Origin of the sequence: Methylobacterium sp. GC_Met_3 (assembly GCF_026540775.1) — a bacterium.
GTDB lineage: Bacteria > Pseudomonadota > Alphaproteobacteria > Rhizobiales > Beijerinckiaceae > Methylobacterium.
In genome coordinates this window covers 1-16374 of record NZ_JALNUL010000010.1, presented here as the reverse complement: position 1 = coordinate 16374, position 16374 = coordinate 1, and the positions used below count along the sequence as shown (strand labels likewise).

At 71.2% G+C, this 16374-nt stretch carries 18 protein-coding genes and 1 riboswitch; of the genes, 16 read left to right on the top strand and 2 right to left on the bottom strand.

The genetic code is table 11. The annotated features are described in order from the left end of the window. Positions 1 to 68 precede the first annotated feature (68 nt). A riboswitch (cobalamin riboswitch) is annotated at positions 69 to 263 on the top strand. 33 nt (positions 264 to 296) lie between these two features. From OXS27_RS14530 to cobJ, 11 genes are all read left to right on the top strand, one after another. Next, positions 297 to 479, top strand: coding sequence for a CbtB domain-containing protein (locus OXS27_RS14530; RefSeq protein ID WP_243922830.1), 183 nt, complete (start codon positions 297 to 299; stop codon positions 477 to 479). A 16-nt stretch (positions 480 to 495) separates the two neighbouring features. Then, complete coding sequence (locus OXS27_RS14525; protein WP_267356912.1) at positions 496 to 1233, top strand: CbtA family protein; 738 nt, start codon at positions 496 to 498, stop codon at positions 1231 to 1233. Next, positions 1226 to 1627 carry a DUF1636 domain-containing protein gene (locus OXS27_RS14520; protein ID WP_243922834.1) on the top strand — a complete coding sequence of 134 codons (402 nt, stop codon included), beginning with the start codon at positions 1226 to 1228 and terminating at the stop codon, positions 1625 to 1627. Before OXS27_RS14525 ends, OXS27_RS14520 begins: the two co-directional genes overlap by 8 nt. Next, positions 1624 to 2658: a cobalamin biosynthesis protein CobW gene (gene cobW / locus OXS27_RS14515; protein ID WP_267356910.1), complete on the top strand. Its 1035-nt coding sequence runs from the start codon at positions 1624 to 1626 to the stop codon at positions 2656 to 2658. Before OXS27_RS14520 ends, cobW begins: the two co-directional genes overlap by 4 nt. A 46-nt stretch (positions 2659 to 2704) precedes the next feature. Next, a complete protein-coding gene (gene cobN / locus OXS27_RS14510) occupies positions 2705 to 6052 on the top strand; it encodes a cobaltochelatase subunit CobN (RefSeq protein ID WP_267356908.1) in 3348 nt (1115 codons plus the stop codon). 74 nt (positions 6053 to 6126) lie between these two features. Continuing rightward, on the top strand, positions 6127 to 7389 hold the full coding sequence (locus OXS27_RS14505; protein ID WP_243922837.1) for a precorrin-3B synthase: 1263 nt from the start codon (positions 6127 to 6129) through the stop codon (positions 7387 to 7389). Beyond that, positions 7386 to 8093: a precorrin-8X methylmutase gene (locus OXS27_RS14500; protein ID WP_267356906.1), complete on the top strand. Its 708-nt coding sequence runs from the start codon at positions 7386 to 7388 to the stop codon at positions 8091 to 8093. The genes OXS27_RS14505 and OXS27_RS14500 overlap by 4 nt, the downstream gene beginning before the upstream one ends. After that, positions 8093 to 8872 (top strand): precorrin-2 C(20)-methyltransferase, encoded by a 780-nt coding sequence (locus OXS27_RS14495; protein ID WP_243922838.1) that lies wholly within the window; start codon positions 8093 to 8095, stop codon positions 8870 to 8872. Before OXS27_RS14500 ends, OXS27_RS14495 begins: the two co-directional genes overlap by 1 nt. 64 nt (positions 8873 to 8936) lie before the next feature. Further along, entirely contained in the window at positions 8937 to 9212 is a 276-nt protein-coding gene (locus OXS27_RS14490; RefSeq protein ID WP_243922839.1) for a type II toxin-antitoxin system PrlF family antitoxin, read from the top strand. After that, positions 9209 to 9625: a type II toxin-antitoxin system VapC family toxin gene (locus tag OXS27_RS14485; RefSeq protein WP_267356904.1), complete on the top strand. Its 417-nt coding sequence runs from the start codon at positions 9209 to 9211 to the stop codon at positions 9623 to 9625. Before OXS27_RS14490 ends, OXS27_RS14485 begins: the two co-directional genes overlap by 4 nt. Further along, positions 9622 to 10392, top strand: a complete 771-nt coding sequence (cobJ, locus tag OXS27_RS14480; RefSeq protein ID WP_243922841.1) for a precorrin-3B C(17)-methyltransferase — start codon at positions 9622 to 9624, stop codon at positions 10390 to 10392. The genes OXS27_RS14485 and cobJ overlap by 4 nt, the downstream gene beginning before the upstream one ends. Here cobJ and OXS27_RS14475 read toward each other — a convergent pair. Continuing rightward, positions 10362 to 11141 (bottom strand): cobalt-precorrin-6A reductase, encoded by a 780-nt coding sequence (locus OXS27_RS14475; RefSeq protein ID WP_267356902.1) that lies wholly within the window; start codon positions 11139 to 11141, stop codon positions 10362 to 10364. The genes cobJ and OXS27_RS14475 overlap by 31 nt on opposite strands. Positions 11142 to 11154: 13 nt before the next feature. Between OXS27_RS14475 and cbiE the strand changes: the two genes are divergently transcribed. From cbiE to OXS27_RS14455, 4 genes are read left to right on the top strand one after another with little or no spacing between them, the layout of a single operon-like run. Next, on the top strand, positions 11155 to 12387 hold the full coding sequence (gene cbiE, locus OXS27_RS14470; protein ID WP_267356900.1) for a precorrin-6y C5,15-methyltransferase (decarboxylating) subunit CbiE: 1233 nt from the start codon (positions 11155 to 11157) through the stop codon (positions 12385 to 12387). Then, on the top strand, positions 12384 to 12788 hold the full coding sequence (locus OXS27_RS14465; protein WP_267356898.1) for a cobalamin biosynthesis protein: 405 nt from the start codon (positions 12384 to 12386) through the stop codon (positions 12786 to 12788). The genes cbiE and OXS27_RS14465 overlap by 4 nt, the downstream gene beginning before the upstream one ends. Beyond that, positions 12785 to 13561: a precorrin-4 C(11)-methyltransferase gene (gene cobM / locus OXS27_RS14460; RefSeq protein WP_267356896.1), complete on the top strand. Its 777-nt coding sequence runs from the start codon at positions 12785 to 12787 to the stop codon at positions 13559 to 13561. The genes OXS27_RS14465 and cobM overlap by 4 nt, the downstream gene beginning before the upstream one ends. Further along, positions 13558 to 14877: a cobyrinate a,c-diamide synthase gene (locus tag OXS27_RS14455; protein WP_267356895.1), complete on the top strand. Its 1320-nt coding sequence runs from the start codon at positions 13558 to 13560 to the stop codon at positions 14875 to 14877. The genes cobM and OXS27_RS14455 overlap by 4 nt, the downstream gene beginning before the upstream one ends. A gap of 39 nt (positions 14878 to 14916) precedes the next feature. Here OXS27_RS14455 and OXS27_RS14450 read toward each other — a convergent pair whose 3' ends face one another. After that, entirely contained in the window at positions 14917 to 15324 is a 408-nt protein-coding gene (locus OXS27_RS14450; RefSeq protein WP_243922879.1) for a helix-turn-helix transcriptional regulator, read from the bottom strand. A gap of 379 nt (positions 15325 to 15703) precedes the next feature. On the opposite strand from OXS27_RS14450, the gene OXS27_RS14445 reads away from it, so the two are divergent. Next, the gene (locus tag OXS27_RS14445) at positions 15704 to 16054 is read left to right on the top strand and encodes an antibiotic biosynthesis monooxygenase (protein ID WP_243922847.1); all 351 of its coding nucleotides are present in this window, start codon (positions 15704 to 15706) and stop codon (positions 16052 to 16054) included. Positions 16055 to 16374: the final 320 nt, after the last annotated feature.

Sequence of the window (16374 nt, the reverse complement as noted above, 5' to 3'; positions counted from 1 at the left end):
TCCCCACCGTTCGCGAGGCGGCGGAAATGATTCCGCCGCGCCTCCGTTGTGCGAGAGCTGTCATGCGTCTACAACGACCGCGTGACGGTGCCCCGGCGACGGGGTGAAAAGGGAATGCGGTGAGGGGTGCGAACCCCGATTCCGCGGCTGCCCCCGCAACTGTGAGCGGCGAGCGCCTGCCGAGAGCCACCGGAGCGATCCGGGAAGGCGGCAGGGGCGTCGAGCCGCGAGCCAGGAGACCTGCCGTCACGACAGGATCCCGCGTTGCCGCCGGTGGGGCGGCTGGAGACAGACCCATGACAACCTCGACCCTCGCCCCCGTCACCGTCGGTGCCCGCGCGTCCGAGCGCCCCGTGGCGGTCGCGCTCGCGGCTTTCCTCGGCCTCGGCCTGCTGTTCATGGTCGGCTTTTCGCCGGCGATCGCGTTCCACAACGCGGCTCACGACTTCCGGCATACCCAGAACTTCCCCTGTCACTGACGCCATCGTCGCAGGGATGATCATCCGGCTTCTGTCGGCGGCGTTGGCCGCCGGCTTCTTCGCGGCCGTCGTCGTGATGGGCCTCGAACTCACGCTGACCTCGCCGCTGATTGTGGCGGCCGAGCGCTACGAGCAGGCCGAGCCCAGTCATCAGGCCGCCCGCACACTGCCGATCGTTCTCGCTCATGCCGGCCACGATCATGCCGCGCCGGACACGGCACCGGAATGGCAACCGGGCGCGGGTCTGCCGCGCATGGCCTTCACCGGACTTGCGACCCTGGTGGGTGCCGTCGGCTACGCGCTCCTGCTCGGTGCCGTGATGCTCGCCTGCGGGCGGGAGCCAACGCCGCAGGTCGCCGTGGCCTTCGCGGTGGCGGGTTTCGCCAGCGTCGCCCTGGCACCCGGCCTCGGCCTGCCGCCGGAGTTGCCGGGCAGTGAGGCAGCACCGCTGGCCGTCCGGCAAGCGTGGTGGGTCATGACCGCCGCGTCCACCGCCATGGGCCTCTACCTGATCGCCGTGCGCCGATCGCTGATCGCCATCCTGGGCGGGGTCGTCCTGATCATCGCGCCGCACGTGGTCGGCGCGCCGCAGGCGCCGGAAGGGGCGTCAGCGCTGCCGGCGGCACTGGCCGCGCAGTTCGCCGCGCGCTCGCTGGCGATCAGCTTCGTGTTCTGGATGCTGCTGGGCCTCGGGTTCAGTCGGGCCTGGCTGGTGTTCGGCCGCGGGACCGCGCGGGGCACGGCCCATGGCTGAGACCGTCCTCTACGTCTGCACGACGTGCCGCCGCGACGGTGACGACCCCGAGGGCCCCAGGGCCGGCGCCCGCCTCCTCGACGCCCTGCGCGTTCGGGCCGAGGGTGCCGTCGATCTGCGCGTCGAGCCGGTGGAGTGCCTGTCGGTCTGCAAGCGCCCCTGCACGGTGGCGGTCGCCGCGGCGGACCGCTGGACCTACGTGTACGGCGACATGGACCCGGCCGCCTCCGCCGAGATCATTCTCGCCGGGCTCGCCGCCTACGCCGCGACGCCCGACGGCATCGTGCCGTGGCGCGAGCGACCGACCGAATTCAAGAAGGGCGTGATCGCCCGGATCCCCCCCTTCCCTGCACCGCGCCCGATTCCGGCCGGCACCCTGGAGGCCGCCGAATGACGATTGTCGCCAAGATCCCCTGCACCATCGTCACGGGCTTCCTCGGCGCCGGCAAGACGACGCTGGTCCGCCACGTGATCGAGAACGCGAAGGGCCGGCGCCTCGCCATCCTGGTCAACGAGTTCGGTGATGTCGGCTTCGACAAGTCGTTCCTGGCCGCCTGCGGCGTCGAGGGTTGCACCGAGGACTCCATCGTCGAGCTGCCGAACGGCTGCATCTGCTGCACGGTGGCGGACGATTTCGTTCCGGCCCTCGAGACGCTGCTCGCCCGTACCGAGCCGCCGGAGCACATCCTGATCGAGACCTCGGGCCTCGCGCTGCCGAAGCCTCTGGTCCAGGCCTTCCAATGGCCGGCGATCCGCTCGCGGGTCACGGTGGACGGCGTGGTGGCGGTGGTGGACGGGCCGGCGGTCGCCGCAGGTGTGTTCGCGGAGGATCCCGCGGCGCTGGCCGCCCAGCGGGCCGCCGACCAATCGGTCGATCACGACAATCCGCTGGAGGAGGTGTTCGAGGACCAGCTCCTCTGCGCCGACCTCGTGGTGCTCAACAAGGTCGATCTGATCGACGCCGACACCCGCGCCCGGGTCCGGGCCGAGGTCGAGGGGCATCTGCCGCGCGCCGTGAAGGTGGTGGAGACCGAGAAGGGCGTCATCGATCCACGGGTTCTGCTGGGCCTCGGCGCGGCGGCCGAAGATGATCTGGATGCCCGCCCGTCCCACCACGGCGAGGGTGAGGACCATGATCACGACGACTTCGAGACCGTAGCGCTGCCGATCCGCCCGGCGGTGACGGCGGCCGATCTCGCGACCCGCGTCGAGAAGGCGGCTGAGACTGCTGGCGTGCTGCGGATCAAGGGGTTCGCCGAGGTCGAGGGCAAGGCGATGCGCCTCGTGGTGCAGGGTGTCGGCCGGCGCGTTGCCCACCATTTCGATCGGCCCTGGCGGTCGGGCGAGGCGCGCGATGGAGCGCTCGTGGTGATCGGCTTGAAGGGCTTCGATCGGGACGCCGTCGCGACGGCGCTCGCGGGATGAGACCCGTCGCGCGCGTCCGTCCGGTCAACACCTAGGGACGCGGGCGATGCATCTTGTGCGCATCGATGCCGTCTCCCTCGACGAGGGCGAGGCGGCGGTGGATCTCGGGCAGGAGCCCGGCGATCTCGTCGTGCTGTCCTTCACCGACAGCGACCTCGCCGGGATCGCGCGGGCGTATGCCGTGGAGCCGGGCCTCCCGAGCCTGCGCCTCGCCAAGATGGCCAAGCTGCGGCACCCGCTCTCGGTCGATTTCTACGTGGAGCGCATCGTGGCGCGCGCCAAGATCGTGGTGATCCGCTGCCTCGGGGGGCTCGATTACTGGCGCTACGGGGTCGAGCGCTGCGCCGAGGCAGCGCGGGCGCATGGGGTGGTGCTGGCGGTGCTGCCGGGCGACGACCGGCCCGACCCACGGCTTGCCGCCTCCTCGACCGATCCCGCGCTTGCGGACCGGCTCGACGCCTATTTCCGCGCTGGCGGCCCCGAGAACCTGCGCCAGATGTTGCGGCTCCTCGCGAGCCGGATCGGCGCGGACCTTCCGGTCGAGCCGCCCCAACCATTGCCCCGGGGCTTCGCGTGGTGCCCGGGCTGTACGACGCCGCCCCTCGCTCAGGCCGTGGCGGCGGCGGAAACCGCGATCCCGCTCGCGGACGCACGGGCAGAACCCCTCGCCCTGCTCCTCGTCTACCGCTCCGCCGTCCTCGGCGGTGACACTGCGCCGTTCGTCGCGCTGATCGCGGCCCTGCGCGCCCGCGGGATCGGCGTGCTGCCGATGGCCGTGTCGAGCCTGAAGGAACCCGTGGCCGCAACCGCAGTCGCGGCGGCCGTGCGGGCGCGCCGGCCCGATCTCGTCATTGCGGCAACCGCCTTCTCGGCGCGCGAGGACGGGACCGACTTCGTCCTCGACGGCGCCGATTGTCCGGTGCTGCAGGCCTTCACGGTCGGGTCGCCGCAGGCGGCCTGGGAGGCCTCGGCCCGGGGGCTCGGTGCGGCTGATCTCGCCATGCAGGTGGCGCTTCCGGAATTCGACGGCCGGCTCTCGGGCTTCCCGATCTCGTTCAAGGAAGAAGCGGCCGAGATCGAAGGCTTCGCCGAGCGCCGGGCCGTGCCCTACGCACCCGGAATCGCGGCGCTCGCCGACCGGGCCGCCGGCTGGCTGCGGCTCGCCGCCCGGCCTCGGGACGCGCGGCGCATCGCGATGGTCCTGTCCGATTATCCGGCGCGGGGCGGCCGGGCCGGCTTCGCGGTCGGCCTGGATACGCCGGAGAGCGCCCGGGCCATCGCCACGGACCTCGCCGCCTCCGGCTATGCCGGGTGTACCTTGCCCGAAGCCGGCGCGCTGATGACGACGCTGACCGAGGGGCCGGCGGACTTCTGTGTGCCGCTGATCGCCTACCGGGCGTGGCTCGACGGCCTGCCCGCCGCGACCCGCGGCACGATCACCCAGGCCTGGGGCGAGCCCGAGACCGATGCCGCCTGCACGGAGGGCGCGTTCCGGTTCCGGATGGCGGATGCCCGCCGAGCCGCGGATCCGCAGAGCGGCGGCCTGACAGTGTTCCTTCAGCCGGATCGCGGGCGCGATCCCGATCGCAAGGCCGGCTACCACGATCCCGAGCGTGTCCCGACTCACGCCTACCTCGCCTTCCACCTCGGCCTGCGGCAGCGCTTCGACGTGCTGGTCCAGCTCGGCACCCACGGCACGACCGAATGGCTGCCCGGCAAGGCCGTGGCCTTGTCTCCGGAATGCTTCCCGGCGCTCTGTGTCGGTGCCCTGCCGGTGATCTACCCGTTCATCGTGGACGATCCCGGTGAGGCCGCTCCGCTCAAGCGCCGGCTCGGCGGCGTCGCACTCGGTCATCTGACACCCGAAGTCGCCAGCCACGACCTTTCTCCCGAGGCGGCCCGGCTGCGTGAGCTCGTCGAAGAATACAGCGCCGCCAGCGTCCTCGATCCCCGCCGGGCGACCCTGATCGCCAGCGCCATCCTGGAGGAGGCCGGGGGCGCCGGGCTGCTCGACGGCGCCGGGATCGGCCCCGACACGCCGATGGACGAGGCGCTGACGCGGCTCGACGCCCATCTGTGCGATCTCGGCGAGACGAGCTTCCGCGATGGGCTGCACGTCTTCGGCCGCGCCCCTGACGACGCCCTCGCCCCGGTCGTGACGAGCGCGGCAGCCGAACGGGCGGGACTCCTCGCCGCCCTGGACGGCCGGTTCGTCCAGCCGGGCCCGTCCGGCTCCCCGTCCCGCGGGCGCGCGGACGTGCTCCCCACCGGGCGAAACCTCGCCACGCTGGATCCGCGTGCGATTCCGAGCCGCGCCGCCGCGCTCCTGGGGGCGAAGGCCGCCGAGGCGGTGGTGACGCGCTACCTTCAGGATGAAGGGGCCTATCCGGCCCGGATCGTGATGGATCTCTGGGCCTCGCCGACCCTGCGCACCAGCGGCGAGGATGTGGCGCACGCGCTGGCCCTTATGGGTGTCCGGCCCGTCTGGGACCATGCCAGCACCCGCGTCACAGGCTTCGAGGTGCTGCCGCTGGCCATGCTCGACCGACCGCGCATCGACGTGACGGTGCGGATCTCCGGGGCGTTCCGCGACACGTTCCCGGACACGCTGGCGTTGATCGACCGCGCCGCCCGGGCGGTGGCCGACCGGGACGAGGCCGATGACGAGAATCCTCTGGCAGCAGCCCGCAGACGCGGCGAGACGGCCGCCCGGGTCTACGGCGCGGCGCCCGGCCGCTACGGAGCCGGCACGGCCGCCACCGCCCTCGACGGCTCCTGGGACACTCGCGCCGATCTCGGCCGCGCCTATCTGGCGGCCAGCTCCCATGCCTACGGCGACCGCGAGGGGCCGGACGCGGATTTCACCGCGCGGGTCGCAGCGGCCGACGCCTACCTGCACGCCTTCGACGCGGCCGAGCGCGACCTGTTCGACGGCGATGCGGCGGTCGACGCCATGGGCGGCTTCGCGGCCGCGGCGGCGCTGCAGGATGCACGCCCGGCGCTGTACAGTCTCGACGTGTCGGTGCCGGAGCGCCCGAAGGCCCGCACCGCTCGGGAGGATGCCGCGCGCCTGATCGGCGGTCGCCTCGCCGATCCCCGCTGGATCGCGGCTCAGCTGCGCCACGGCTACAGGGGGGCGCAGGAACTGGCGCAAGGGCTCGACGCGGTGTTCGTGCTCGCCGCTTCGAGCGACGCCGTCAGCGATGCCGGGTTCGACCGGTTGTACGCCGCCTGGATCGCAAACGCGGAGGTGTTCGAGCAGCTGCGCGACGCCAACCCGGCGGCGACCCGGGGGATCCTGGAGCGCTTCGACGAGGCCCGTGACCGCGGCCTCTGGCACAGCCGGCGCAACGCCCTGCCGGCCGACGCGCTGCTGTGCGAGGCCGCGGAGTGAACGCGCCCGCGCATCGCCGCGCTCTTCCCGAGGCACCGGGCCGCAGGGGCTGGTGCCCCGGACTCGCCCGCCCGATGCCCACGGGTGACGGGCTGCTGGCGCGGGTCCACCCGCCGCTGGGGATGCTCTCGCTGGACCAAGCCCGCGCGGTGGCGCAGGGCGCACGGCTTTTCGGCAATGGCCATCTCGACATCACCGCCCGGGCCAACCTTCAGATCCGCGGCGTCACCGAAACGACGCGCGCGCCGCTCGCCCGGCTGCTCACCGAAGCCGGCCTCGGCGACCGGCGCGCCGATGGCGGCCCGCAGCGCCTGACGCTTTCCCAGCCCCTCGCTGGATACGATCTTGCGGAGCTGATCGACGTGCCGGCGCTCGCCCGGGCGATCGAGGCGGCTGCGCTCAACATTCCCGAGCTGCCGGCCAAGACGCTGGTCGTGGTCGAGGGGCGCCCGGATGCGACCCTGCCGGACGCCGATTGTATCGTCGTCGCCCGCGATAGGGCGCGGGTCGAGATCGCGATCGCTGCCGCCGCGGATTGGCAGACCGTTCTCACCTGCGTGCTCGAAAATGCACCCGCGATCCTGACCGCGCTGCTCAATGCCTTCGCGCGCACCGGCCGGCGTCGGATGCGCGATCTTTCGGATGACGAACGTGCAAGGCTCGCCACGACCCTTCGCGCGTCCGGGTTGGCAGGGTCGCCCTGTCCTTCACGAGGACGGGGCGTCGTGCCCTTCGCGCCCGCCGCCGGTCTCCGAACCCGACCCGATCTTCAGATCCTCGCTCTGGATGCGCCCTTTGGCCGCTGCACGGCGGATTCTCTCGATCGTGTCGTGAGCGCCGCGCAAACCATCGGCGCGGACGCGATCCGTCTCTCGCCAGCGCGCGGCTTCGTCCTGCTCGCTCCAGCCAACGCACCGGCGGCCGCAATCATGGCGGAGCTCGCCTCCGAGTTCATCGTCGCACCCGACGATCCCCGGCGCAGTGTCGATGCCTGTACGGGCGCCCCGGGTTGCGCCTCCGGCTCGACGCCGACGCTGGCCGATGCGGCGTGCGTCGCCGAGATGTTCCGCCCACTCGCGCAACAGGGATGGACCGCGCACGTCTCCGGCTGCGCCAAGGGCTGCGCGCGGCCGGGCCCTGCCGACCTGACCCTGGTGGGCACACAGGGTCGCTATGGCATCGTCATCGGCGGCGCACCCGGCGATGAGCCGACTCTACACCTCCCTATCGAGGCCGTACTGGACCGGTTAGGAAGGGCCAAGACTGTCGGCCTTGCCGCGGCGTTCGCGCCCAATATGGCTCGGCCGAACACTGGGAGGGATGGAAGACCGGCATGAGCGCGAGCCAGAATGCCCTGCGCCAGGCGGGGTCGGAACCGGTGGCCCAGGAGCCTGCCTCCCGCCAAGAGCCCGCCTCCCGCTACGACTATATCCGCGACGGCAGCGCCATCTACGCGCGCTCCTTCGCGATGATCCGCGCCGAGGCCGATCTCGCCCGCTGGACCGGGGCCGCCGAGCGCGTCGTGGTGCGCATGATCCACGCCTGCGGCATGACCGACCTCCCGGCCGATGTGGAGATGTCGGACGATTTCGCCGAGGCCGGTGTCGCAGCGCTGCAAGCCGGGGCACCGATCCTGTGCGACGTTCGCATGGTCGCCGACGGCGTCACCCGGGCGCGCCTGCCGGCCGGCAACCCGGTGATCTGCACGCTCGGCGATCCCCGCGTGCTGGATCTCGCGCGGGACCTCGGCACCACCCGCTCGGCCGCCGCCATGGAGTTGTGGCGCGAGCACCTTCCGGGCAGCGTGGTGGCGGTGGGGAACGCGCCGACCGCCCTGTTCCGCCTGCTGGAACTGCTCGACGCGGGTGTGGCGCCGCCGGCCGCGGTGATCGGCATCCCGGTGGGTTTCGTCGGCGCCGCGGAATCGAAGGACGCTCTGGCCCGGGACGGCCGGGTGCCGTTCGTGGTCGTCCACGGTCGGCGCGGCGGCAGCGCCATGACGGCCGCCGCCGTGAACGCGCTCGCCAGCGAGGCCGAGTGATGGACGGGTTCGAACGGCTCGACGAGCCCGCGGAGGCGCTGCCGGCTGCCGCGGTGACCGGCACGCTCTACGGGGTCGGGATGGGTCCGGGCGATCCCGACCTGCTGACCGTCAAGGCGCAGCGCATCCTGATGCGGGCGCCGGTGCTCGTCCACTTCTGCAAGCGGGGCAAGCGCGGCAACGCCCGCACGATTGCGGATGCGATCCTGCGCGATCCGGACCGCGAACTGGCGCTCGCCTATCCCTACACCACCGAGATCCATCCCGAGCACCCGGACTACGTGGCGGCGCTCGCCGGCTTCTACGACGACGCAGCGGGACGGCTCGCCGATCATCTCGGCGCCGGGCGCGACGTGGCGATCCTCTCGGAGGGCGATCCGTTCTTCTACGGCTCGTTCATGCACCTGTGGCGCCGCCTGAAGGACCGCTTCCCCGTCGAGGTAATTCCGGGCGTCACCGGCATGTCGGGCTGCTGGACCCGGGCCGGGACGCCGATCACCTGGGGCGACGACGTCCTGACCGTTTTGCCCGCGACCCTGTCGCTCGATATCCTCACGGAGCGGCTGCGCGGCACCGACGCCGCCGTGGTGATGAAGCTCGGCCGCCACCTGCCCAAGGTGCGTGCGGCTTTGGCCGAAGCCGGGCTCCTTGCGCGTGCAGTTTATGTCGAGCGCGGCACGATGGCGGGCGAGCGCGTCGTCATGCTGGCCGACAAGGCTGACGATGCTGCCCCGTACTTCTCGATGGTGCTGCTCCCCGGCGAGGGGCGTCGGCCGTGACCGATGCGCCGGATGCTTGTTGGTCACGCTCCGCCCCATTACGTTGGGCTGACGGGGACGGCTCATGACGACGTTGACGGCGACGGCCCGGGGCCGTGTGACGCTCCAAGAAGATATCCTCAAGCATCTCGGTATTCAGCCGGGCGGCAGGATCAGGCTCGAACTCCTGCCCGACGGTCGGGCGGAACTGATGGCCGACCAGCCTGAGCACTCCTGGCGTCAGGTGTACGGAATACTTTCAGGCGAAGGTAATGGTGCCCGTTGCTCGATCGATGAGATTGGCGACGCTATAGCGGAAGCAGGAGCAGAAGCCGGAACTTCCGGACTCGTCAGGTCGTGAGGGTCACGCCCGACACCAATGTCTTGGTGCGACTGATCGTCAATGACGACCCTGTCCAGGGGCTGGCGGCCTTTCAAGCACTGGAATGTGCCGCCCCGGTCGCGATCAGTGTTAAAGCCCTTTGCGAATTGGTTTGGGTGCTCCGGAGCCGATACGGCATGCCCCGCGGGGAGATCACCGCGGCGATCCGAAACTTGATCGCGACCCGCACCGTCGTGGCCGACCGGCCAGCCATCGAAGCCGGCTTGACGATGTTGGAAGCAGGCGGTGATTTCGCAGACGGTGTCATTGCGTTCGAAGGGCGTCGCCTCGGCGGCGAGACCTTCATGTCATTCGACAGGGCAGCCATTAAACGGCTGGGTGTGCAGGGATTTTCTGCACGATTGCTGACCTCAGAGGCGGACGCGCGTTGAATCCGGGTGCAGGCGGAACACTGACGGTCATCGGTCTCGGCCCGGGCGACGAGAGCCTGCTGACCGAATCCGCCCGCCGGGCGCTGGACGCGGCCGAAGACCTTATCGGCTACTACCCGTACGTTGCCCGCATCCCCGAGCGGCCGGGCCTGACGCGGCATGCCAGCGACAACCGTGTCGAGGTCGACCGGGCGCGCCACGCCCTGGAGCTCGCGGCCGCCGGACGGCGGGTCGCGGTCGTCTCCGGTGGCGATCCCGGCGTCTTCGCCATGGCGGCGGCGGTGTTCGAGGCGGTGGAGCACGGCGAGCCCGGATGGCGCGACCTGGCCATCACGGTCGAACCCGGGATCACCGCGATGCTGGCAGCCGCGGCCCGGCTCGGCGCGCCACTCGGCGGCGATTTCTGCGCCCTGTCGCTCTCGGATAACCTGAAGCCCTGGCCGGTGGTGACGGCACGGCTGGACGCGGTGCTGCGCGCCGATCTGGTCGTGGCCCTCTACAACCCGATCTCGACCGCCCGACCCTGGCAGCTCGGCGCCGCCCTGGAGATCGCGGCCGGGATCCGCGCGCCCGGGACGCCGGTGATGTTCGCCCGCGCGATCAGCCGGCCCGACGAGGCGATCCGGGTGACGACGCTGGCCGACGCGCCGGAGGCGCCGGCCGACATGGCGACGATGGTGATCCTTGGCGCCTCGACCACGCGGCTGATCCCGCGGACCGGCCGTCCGCCCTTCGTCTACACCTCGCGCAAGGTCGAGGCGGCGTGAACGTCGATGCCCAGCCAGCGGAGCGCTCCGGCGACATCTGCCACGCTCGTGACATCGGGCTTGTCCGGCCTGCGGACCATGACCACGGGGATCGCAAGGGCGCGCGCCGCCGCGATCTTGCCGTAGGTCGCCCCCCCACCGGAATTCTTGCTGACCAGGATCTCGATGCCGGCCGCCCGCATCAGCGCGGCCTCCGAATCCGGGTCGAAGGGGCCGCGGGCCTCGATCGCCGTGAGACGGGGCACCGGCAGCGCGTCGCCGAGGGGCTCGACCGTGCGCACCCAGTAGGCGTGCTGCGGAGCCACCGCAAAGGCGCCGGCCTCCTGTCGGCCGACCGTCAGGAATACGCGCCGGGGCTCGACGCCAAGCGCCGCAGCGGCGGCCGGCACATTCTCGACCTCAATCCAGCGATCGCCGGGTGTCAACTTCCAGGCCGGACGGCGGATCGCCAGCAACGGGACGCCCGCCAGGGCAGCCGCGCGGGCGGCGTTGTCCGAGATCCGGGCGGCGAAAGGGTGTGTCGCATCGATCAGGCGGTCGATTCTTTCCGACCGCAGGTAGCGCGCGAGGCCCTCGGCGCCCCCGAACCCGCCGCTCCGCGTCGGGACGGGCTCTGGCTTCGGAGCGGCGGTCCGGCCGGCCAGCGAGAGCACCACGGACAGGTCGTCCCGCCCGGCCAGCGCGCGCACCAGGCCGCTCGCCTCCCCGGTCCCGCCGAGGATCAGGATCCGCATCACACCCTCCGTCATGGGCGCCTTGTCCATGAGCGGTGAAGCCCTGTCGAGCCGGCCCGCGGCCGGTTGCTGGCTGTCGATCGTCGGTATCGGCGAGGACGGGCGGTCCGGCCTCGCGCCCGCAGCGGCGGCTGCGCTCGATGCCGCCCGAATCGTCTACGGCGGCCGCCGCCATTTTGCGTTGGCCGGCCCCCTGGCGGCCGAGACACGCCTTTGGCCGAGCCCGATCCACGAAGCCTATCCGGATATCCTCGCCCGACGGGGCGAGCCCACCTGCATCCTCGCAACCGGCGATCCCTTCCATTACGGCATCGGCGCCGAGATCGCCCGGCTGATCCCACCGGCCGAGATCCGCACCTTCCCGCAACCCTCGGCGTTCAGCCTTGCCTGCGCGCGCCTCGGCTGGCCGCTGGCCGAATGCGGCCTCGTCACCCTCCACGGTCGCGCGCTGGCCCGGATCGTGCCGCATCTCCAGCCGGGGGCCCGGCTGCTTGTCCTATCGTGGGACGGCTCGACACCGGCGGCTCTGGCGGTTTTGCTGACCGAGCGCGGTTTCGGCGCGTCCACCCTGACGGTGCTGGAGGCGATGGGCGGCCCGCGCGAGCGGATCCAAGCGGCGCGCGCCGAGGGCTTCGATATCGTCGCCATCGATCCGCTCAACACCGTCGCGATCACCGTGGCGGGTGACGGCCGCGCGCTGCCCCTCGCGCCCGGCCTCGACGACACGCTGTTCGAGAATGATGGGCAACTCACCAAGGCCGAGGTCCGGGCGCTGACGCTCGCGGCTCTGCGGCCCCATCCGGGACTGCACCTATGGGATATCGGGGCTGGCGCCGGCTCGATCGCGATCGAATGGATGCTGCGCCATCCGAGCCTGCACGCCACCGCCATTGAGGCCCAGCCGGATCGGGCCGCGCGGATCCGGCGGAATTCCGAGACCCTTGGCACGCCGGACCTCACCGTGGTGACTGGTGCCGCGCCGGATGCGCTGGTCGGGCTACCCGAGCCGGATGCGATCTTCATCGGCGGCGGCGTGTCGGAGCCCGGCGTCCTGCCGGCGGCCCTGGCGGCCCTCAGGCCGGGCGGACGCTGCGTCGCCAACGCTGTGACGCTGGAAGGCGAAGCGGCCTTGCTCGCGGCCTTCGCGGCCCAGGGCGGCAGCCTGCGGCGCTTCTCCGTCGACCGGGCCAGTCCCGTGGGTGGAATGCACGGCTGGCGGCCGGCCATGCCGGTGACCCAATGGGCCTGGACCAAGCCATGACCGAACGCCTCGTTGCCGGGATCGGCTTTCGGCGCGGCACCGGAGCCGACGAGATCGCGGCGCTGATCACCCAGGCGCTCGGCCAGATCGGCGTCGGACGGGGCGACCTGACGGCCATCGCGACCGCGGCCGACCGGGCGGTCGAGCCGGCGATTGCCGGCGCAGCTGCGCAGTTCGGCCTGTCGCCGCGCCCGGTCGCCGCGGACGCGCTGGTGGCCCGCGACGCCGAACTCGTCACCCGCTCGGCGCGGATCGAGCGCCTGCGCGGCGTCGGTTCCGTCGCCGAGGCCGCCGCCCTCGCGGTGGCCGGACCGGGCAGCCGCCTCGCCCTTCCCCGGATCGCAAGCGGTGGCGCCACCTGCGCGCTCGCCGTCGGCCAGACCACGATGCCCACAGCATGACCGTCCACTTCATCGGCGCCGGCCCAGGCGCGGCCGACCTCATCACGGTCCGGGGTCGCGACCGCGTCGCGTCCTGCCCGATCTGCCTCTACGCAGGCTCCCTGGTGGCGCCCGAGATCCTCGGATGGTGCCCGGCTGGCGCCCGGATCGTCGATACCGCGCCCCTCGACCTCGACGCCATCATGGCGGAGATCGCCGCGGCCCATGCAGACGGCCACGACGTGGCGCGACTGCATTCGGGCGACCTGTCGATCTGGAGTGCGCTGGCCGAGCAGATGCGCCGGCTCGACGGGCTCGGCATCCCCTACACGGTGACGCCCGGCGTCCCGGCCTTCGCGGCGGCGGCGGCCGTGCTGCGGCGGGAGCTGACCGTGCCCGGGCTGGCGCAGTCAGTGGTCCTGACCCGCACGTCCGGCCGGGCGAGCGCCATGCCCGAGCGCGAGACCCTGGCAGCCTTCGCGGCGACCGGGGCCACATTGGCGATCCACCTCTCGATCCACGTGGTCGAGCGGGTGGCGTCCGAGCTGATCCCGTTCTACGGACCGTCCTGCCCGGCCGCGGCGGTGTTTCGCGCCTCCTGGCCGGACGAGCGGGTGTTGACGGCCGATCTCGCCACCCTGCCGGCCCTGGTGGCGCAAGCCGGCCTCGAACGCACGGCGCTGATCCTCGTCGGGCCGGCGCTCGCCGCCGAGCATTTCCGCGAGAGCGCGCTCTACGCCACCGATTACGACCGGCGCTACCGGCCCGGCGGCACGGTCGGAGGGCGGACATGAGCGCCCCCGGTCTCCTCATCGCGGCGCCACGATCGAGTTCCGGCAAGACGACCGTGACCCTCGCGCTGATGCGGGCCCTGTCCCAGCGGGGCCTGCGGGTGCGCGCCGCCAAATGCGGCCCTGACTACATCGATCCGGCCTTCCATCAGGCGGCCACGGGGCGACCGAGCTTCAATCTCGACAGCTTCGCCATGGCGCCGCCCCTGCTCGACGCCCTGGCCCGCGACACGGTCACGGATGCCGACATCGTAATCGCCGAAGGATCCATGGGCCTGTTCGACGGGGTCCGTGCGGCTGAAAACCGGACCGGCGCCAATGCCGATATCGCCGCCCGCTACGGCTGGCCCGTGGTGTTGGTGGTGGATGTCTCCGGGGCGGCCCAATCGGCCGCCGCGGTCGCCCTGGGCTGCCGGCTCTACGACCCGCGGGTCACGATCGCCGGGGTGATCCTGAACAAGGTCGCGAGTGCCCGCCATCGCCGGCTCGTCGAGGCCGGCATGGAACGCGCCGGACTCCCGGTGCTCGGCGCACTCATGCGCGACGCGCAACTCGTCCTGCCCGAGCGGCATCTCGGCCTCGTTCAGGCCGGCGAGACCGCCGATCTCCAGGCGCGCCTCGACCGGCTCGCCGAACTCGCGGTGGCGGGCATCGACCTCGACGCCATCGTCGCGGCGGCCGGCGGCGATGTACCGGAAACCGGGGGCGCCCTGCCCCCGCCGCCGGGCCAGCGGATCGCGGTGGCCCGGGATGCGGCGTTCAGCTTCCTCTACCCGCATCTTGAAGCCGGTTGGCGCATGGCGGGGGCGGAACTGGTCCCGTTCTCGCCGCTCGCGGACGAGCCACCGCCGGACGCATGTGACGTCTGCTGGCTACCGGGCGGCTACCCTGAGTTGCATGCCGGCCGACTCGCGAGCGCCAGCCGGTTCCTGGATGGACTGCGCGCCTTCGCGCTCAGCCGCCCGGTCCATGGCGAGTGCGGCGGCTACATGGTCCTCGGACGTACCCTCGAGGATGCCGAAGGCGTCACGCACACCATGGCCGGCCTCCTGCCGGTGGACACCTCGTACCGGCGCCGCAAGCTGCATCTCGGCTACCGGGTGGCGCATCTGTGCGGGGATAGCCTGCTCGGCCAGCGCGGCGCACGCCTGATCGGCCATGAATTCCACTATGCCAGCGAGCTCTCGCCGGCCGCTGCGGAACCGGACGCCCTGGCCCGTGTCACCGACGCAGAGGGATCCGATCTCGGATTCGCGGGGCGTCGGATCGGCCCCGTGAGCGGGAGCTTCTTCCACTTCGTCGCCGGAGATTCGGAGTGAGTCTTCCTCGCCGCCGAAGATCGTAGTCCAGTCAGCCGTTTAGGCTGGATCACGCGGCGGTGCGGTCTCGCGAACCTGCGCGAGTCGCGCAGCGCTGCGAACCAGCGCCAGGACATCGCGCCGCATCTGCTCGTCGTCGATCTGCGCATAGGCCCGCAGCAATTCGATGGCGCCCTGACCACTCAGAAAACCGAACACGTCTTCCTGCGCGTTGGCGCGCGGCTCGCTCTCCTCGAAGAAGGCCGAGACCGGGACGTCGAGCAGGCGTGCGATCTCGCGGAGCCGCCCGGCACCGACCCGGTTCTGCCCCTTCTCGTATTTCTGCACTTGCTGGAAGGTCACGCCCACTGCGTTGCCCAGGGCGGTCTGGCTCATGCCCCGCGCTTTCCGCAGAGCCGTTATCCGGACACCGACCAGACGATCGACATCCGTGGTCTGCTTCGGCATCGGCGGACTGGCCGTTTCCTTCTCGCCGGAGGCGTCTGCGTCCTGCTCCGGATGCGCTGTGTTCGCCTCGCCGTCGCGCCGCTTCACCGTCCGACCCACCTTCCAAGACCGTAGAATTCGTTCGTACGGCGTGAACTGCGCAGAGCGCGAACAGCCGTTCTGCGGCACTTACCAGCCGCGCCGCAGTAAGACACCAAGTTATCAGGCTTCGCAAGTCTTAGTTTACATCTTCTAGTTTAAGTACACACAACTTTGCAACATTGTTGCTCAAATGCCCGCGGTTATCTCTGGAGCGTTTCTCGGGTGCGCCCTGTAGCCGCGCCGGGGCTCGCTAAAGCCGCCGAAACCCTAGTAGACTCTGCAGGCAGAGGAGAATGACATGTTCATCGCGATGAACCGCTTCAAGGTCGTCAAGGACGCGACTGCGGATTTCGAGGCCGTCTGGCTTGGACGCGACAGCCATCTCGGTGAGATGGCCGGCTTCGTCGAATTTCATCTCCTGCGTGGGCCGGAGCATGAGGACCACGTCCTCTACGCATCGCACACGATCTGGCGATCGCGGGACGATTTCGAGGCCTGGACCCGTTCGGAGCAGTTCCGGAAGGCTCATGGCCGCGTCCCCTCGACCAAGCCGCTCTATTTGGGCCATCCGCAGTTCGAAGGCTTCGAGGCGATCCAGAAGGTGGGCGGATCGAGCAGCACCACCCCGCAACACGCGGACGCCGTCTGACCGAACGAGACGGGCCGCCTCCACGACACCGGCCGCCGCTGCGGCGGCCGGTCCACGCCCTATGCGTCGGCGGCACGGCCGGACGACTGCACGGCGATAGGAAGCACATGTGGTAGCCGGCGCGACACTATTGCGGCCGCGTCCCAAGATCAGGCCGGACGGCTGTTCGCCATCTCCTTCGGTTGTGCGCCCTTGCTAAAGTAACGTGCCGAAATTGTGATGCCGGCCGCAGGCATAGTACGGAAACAAATTTTTTAAGACTCCGGTGAGGTGAATACCGGATTTCAGTTCATCGTTCATTACCGCTTCATAGGATGCGG

Coding starts and splice junctions, on each gene's coding strand:
- OXS27_RS14465 (WP_267356898.1), top strand. CDS start 12,384: ATGACCGAACGCCTCGTTGCCGGGATCGGCTTTCGGCGCGGCACCGGA.
- OXS27_RS14450 (WP_243922879.1), bottom strand. CDS start 15,324: ATGCCGAAGCAGACCACGGATGTCGATCGTCTGGTCGGTGTCCGGATA.
- OXS27_RS14530 (WP_243922830.1), top strand. CDS start 297: ATGACAACCTCGACCCTCGCCCCCGTCACCGTCGGTGCCCGCGCGTCC.
- OXS27_RS14445 (WP_243922847.1), top strand. CDS start 15,704: ATGTTCATCGCGATGAACCGCTTCAAGGTCGTCAAGGACGCGACTGCG.
- OXS27_RS14505 (WP_243922837.1), top strand. CDS start 6,127: ATGCCCACGGGTGACGGGCTGCTGGCGCGGGTCCACCCGCCGCTGGGG.
- OXS27_RS14520 (WP_243922834.1), top strand. CDS start 1,226: ATGGCTGAGACCGTCCTCTACGTCTGCACGACGTGCCGCCGCGACGGT.
- OXS27_RS14475 (WP_267356902.1), bottom strand. CDS start 11,141: ATGACGGAGGGTGTGATGCGGATCCTGATCCTCGGCGGGACCGGGGAG.
- OXS27_RS14500 (WP_267356906.1), top strand. CDS start 7,386: ATGAGCGCGAGCCAGAATGCCCTGCGCCAGGCGGGGTCGGAACCGGTG.
- cobW (WP_267356910.1), top strand. CDS start 1,624: ATGACGATTGTCGCCAAGATCCCCTGCACCATCGTCACGGGCTTCCTC.
- OXS27_RS14525 (WP_267356912.1), top strand. CDS start 496: ATGATCATCCGGCTTCTGTCGGCGGCGTTGGCCGCCGGCTTCTTCGCG.
- OXS27_RS14455 (WP_267356895.1), top strand. CDS start 13,558: ATGAGCGCCCCCGGTCTCCTCATCGCGGCGCCACGATCGAGTTCCGGC.
- cbiE (WP_267356900.1), top strand. CDS start 11,155: ATGAGCGGTGAAGCCCTGTCGAGCCGGCCCGCGGCCGGTTGCTGGCTG.
- cobM (WP_267356896.1), top strand. CDS start 12,785: ATGACCGTCCACTTCATCGGCGCCGGCCCAGGCGCGGCCGACCTCATC.
- cobN (WP_267356908.1), top strand. CDS start 2,705: ATGCATCTTGTGCGCATCGATGCCGTCTCCCTCGACGAGGGCGAGGCG.
- OXS27_RS14495 (WP_243922838.1), top strand. CDS start 8,093: ATGGACGGGTTCGAACGGCTCGACGAGCCCGCGGAGGCGCTGCCGGCT.
- OXS27_RS14490 (WP_243922839.1), top strand. CDS start 8,937: ATGACGACGTTGACGGCGACGGCCCGGGGCCGTGTGACGCTCCAAGAA.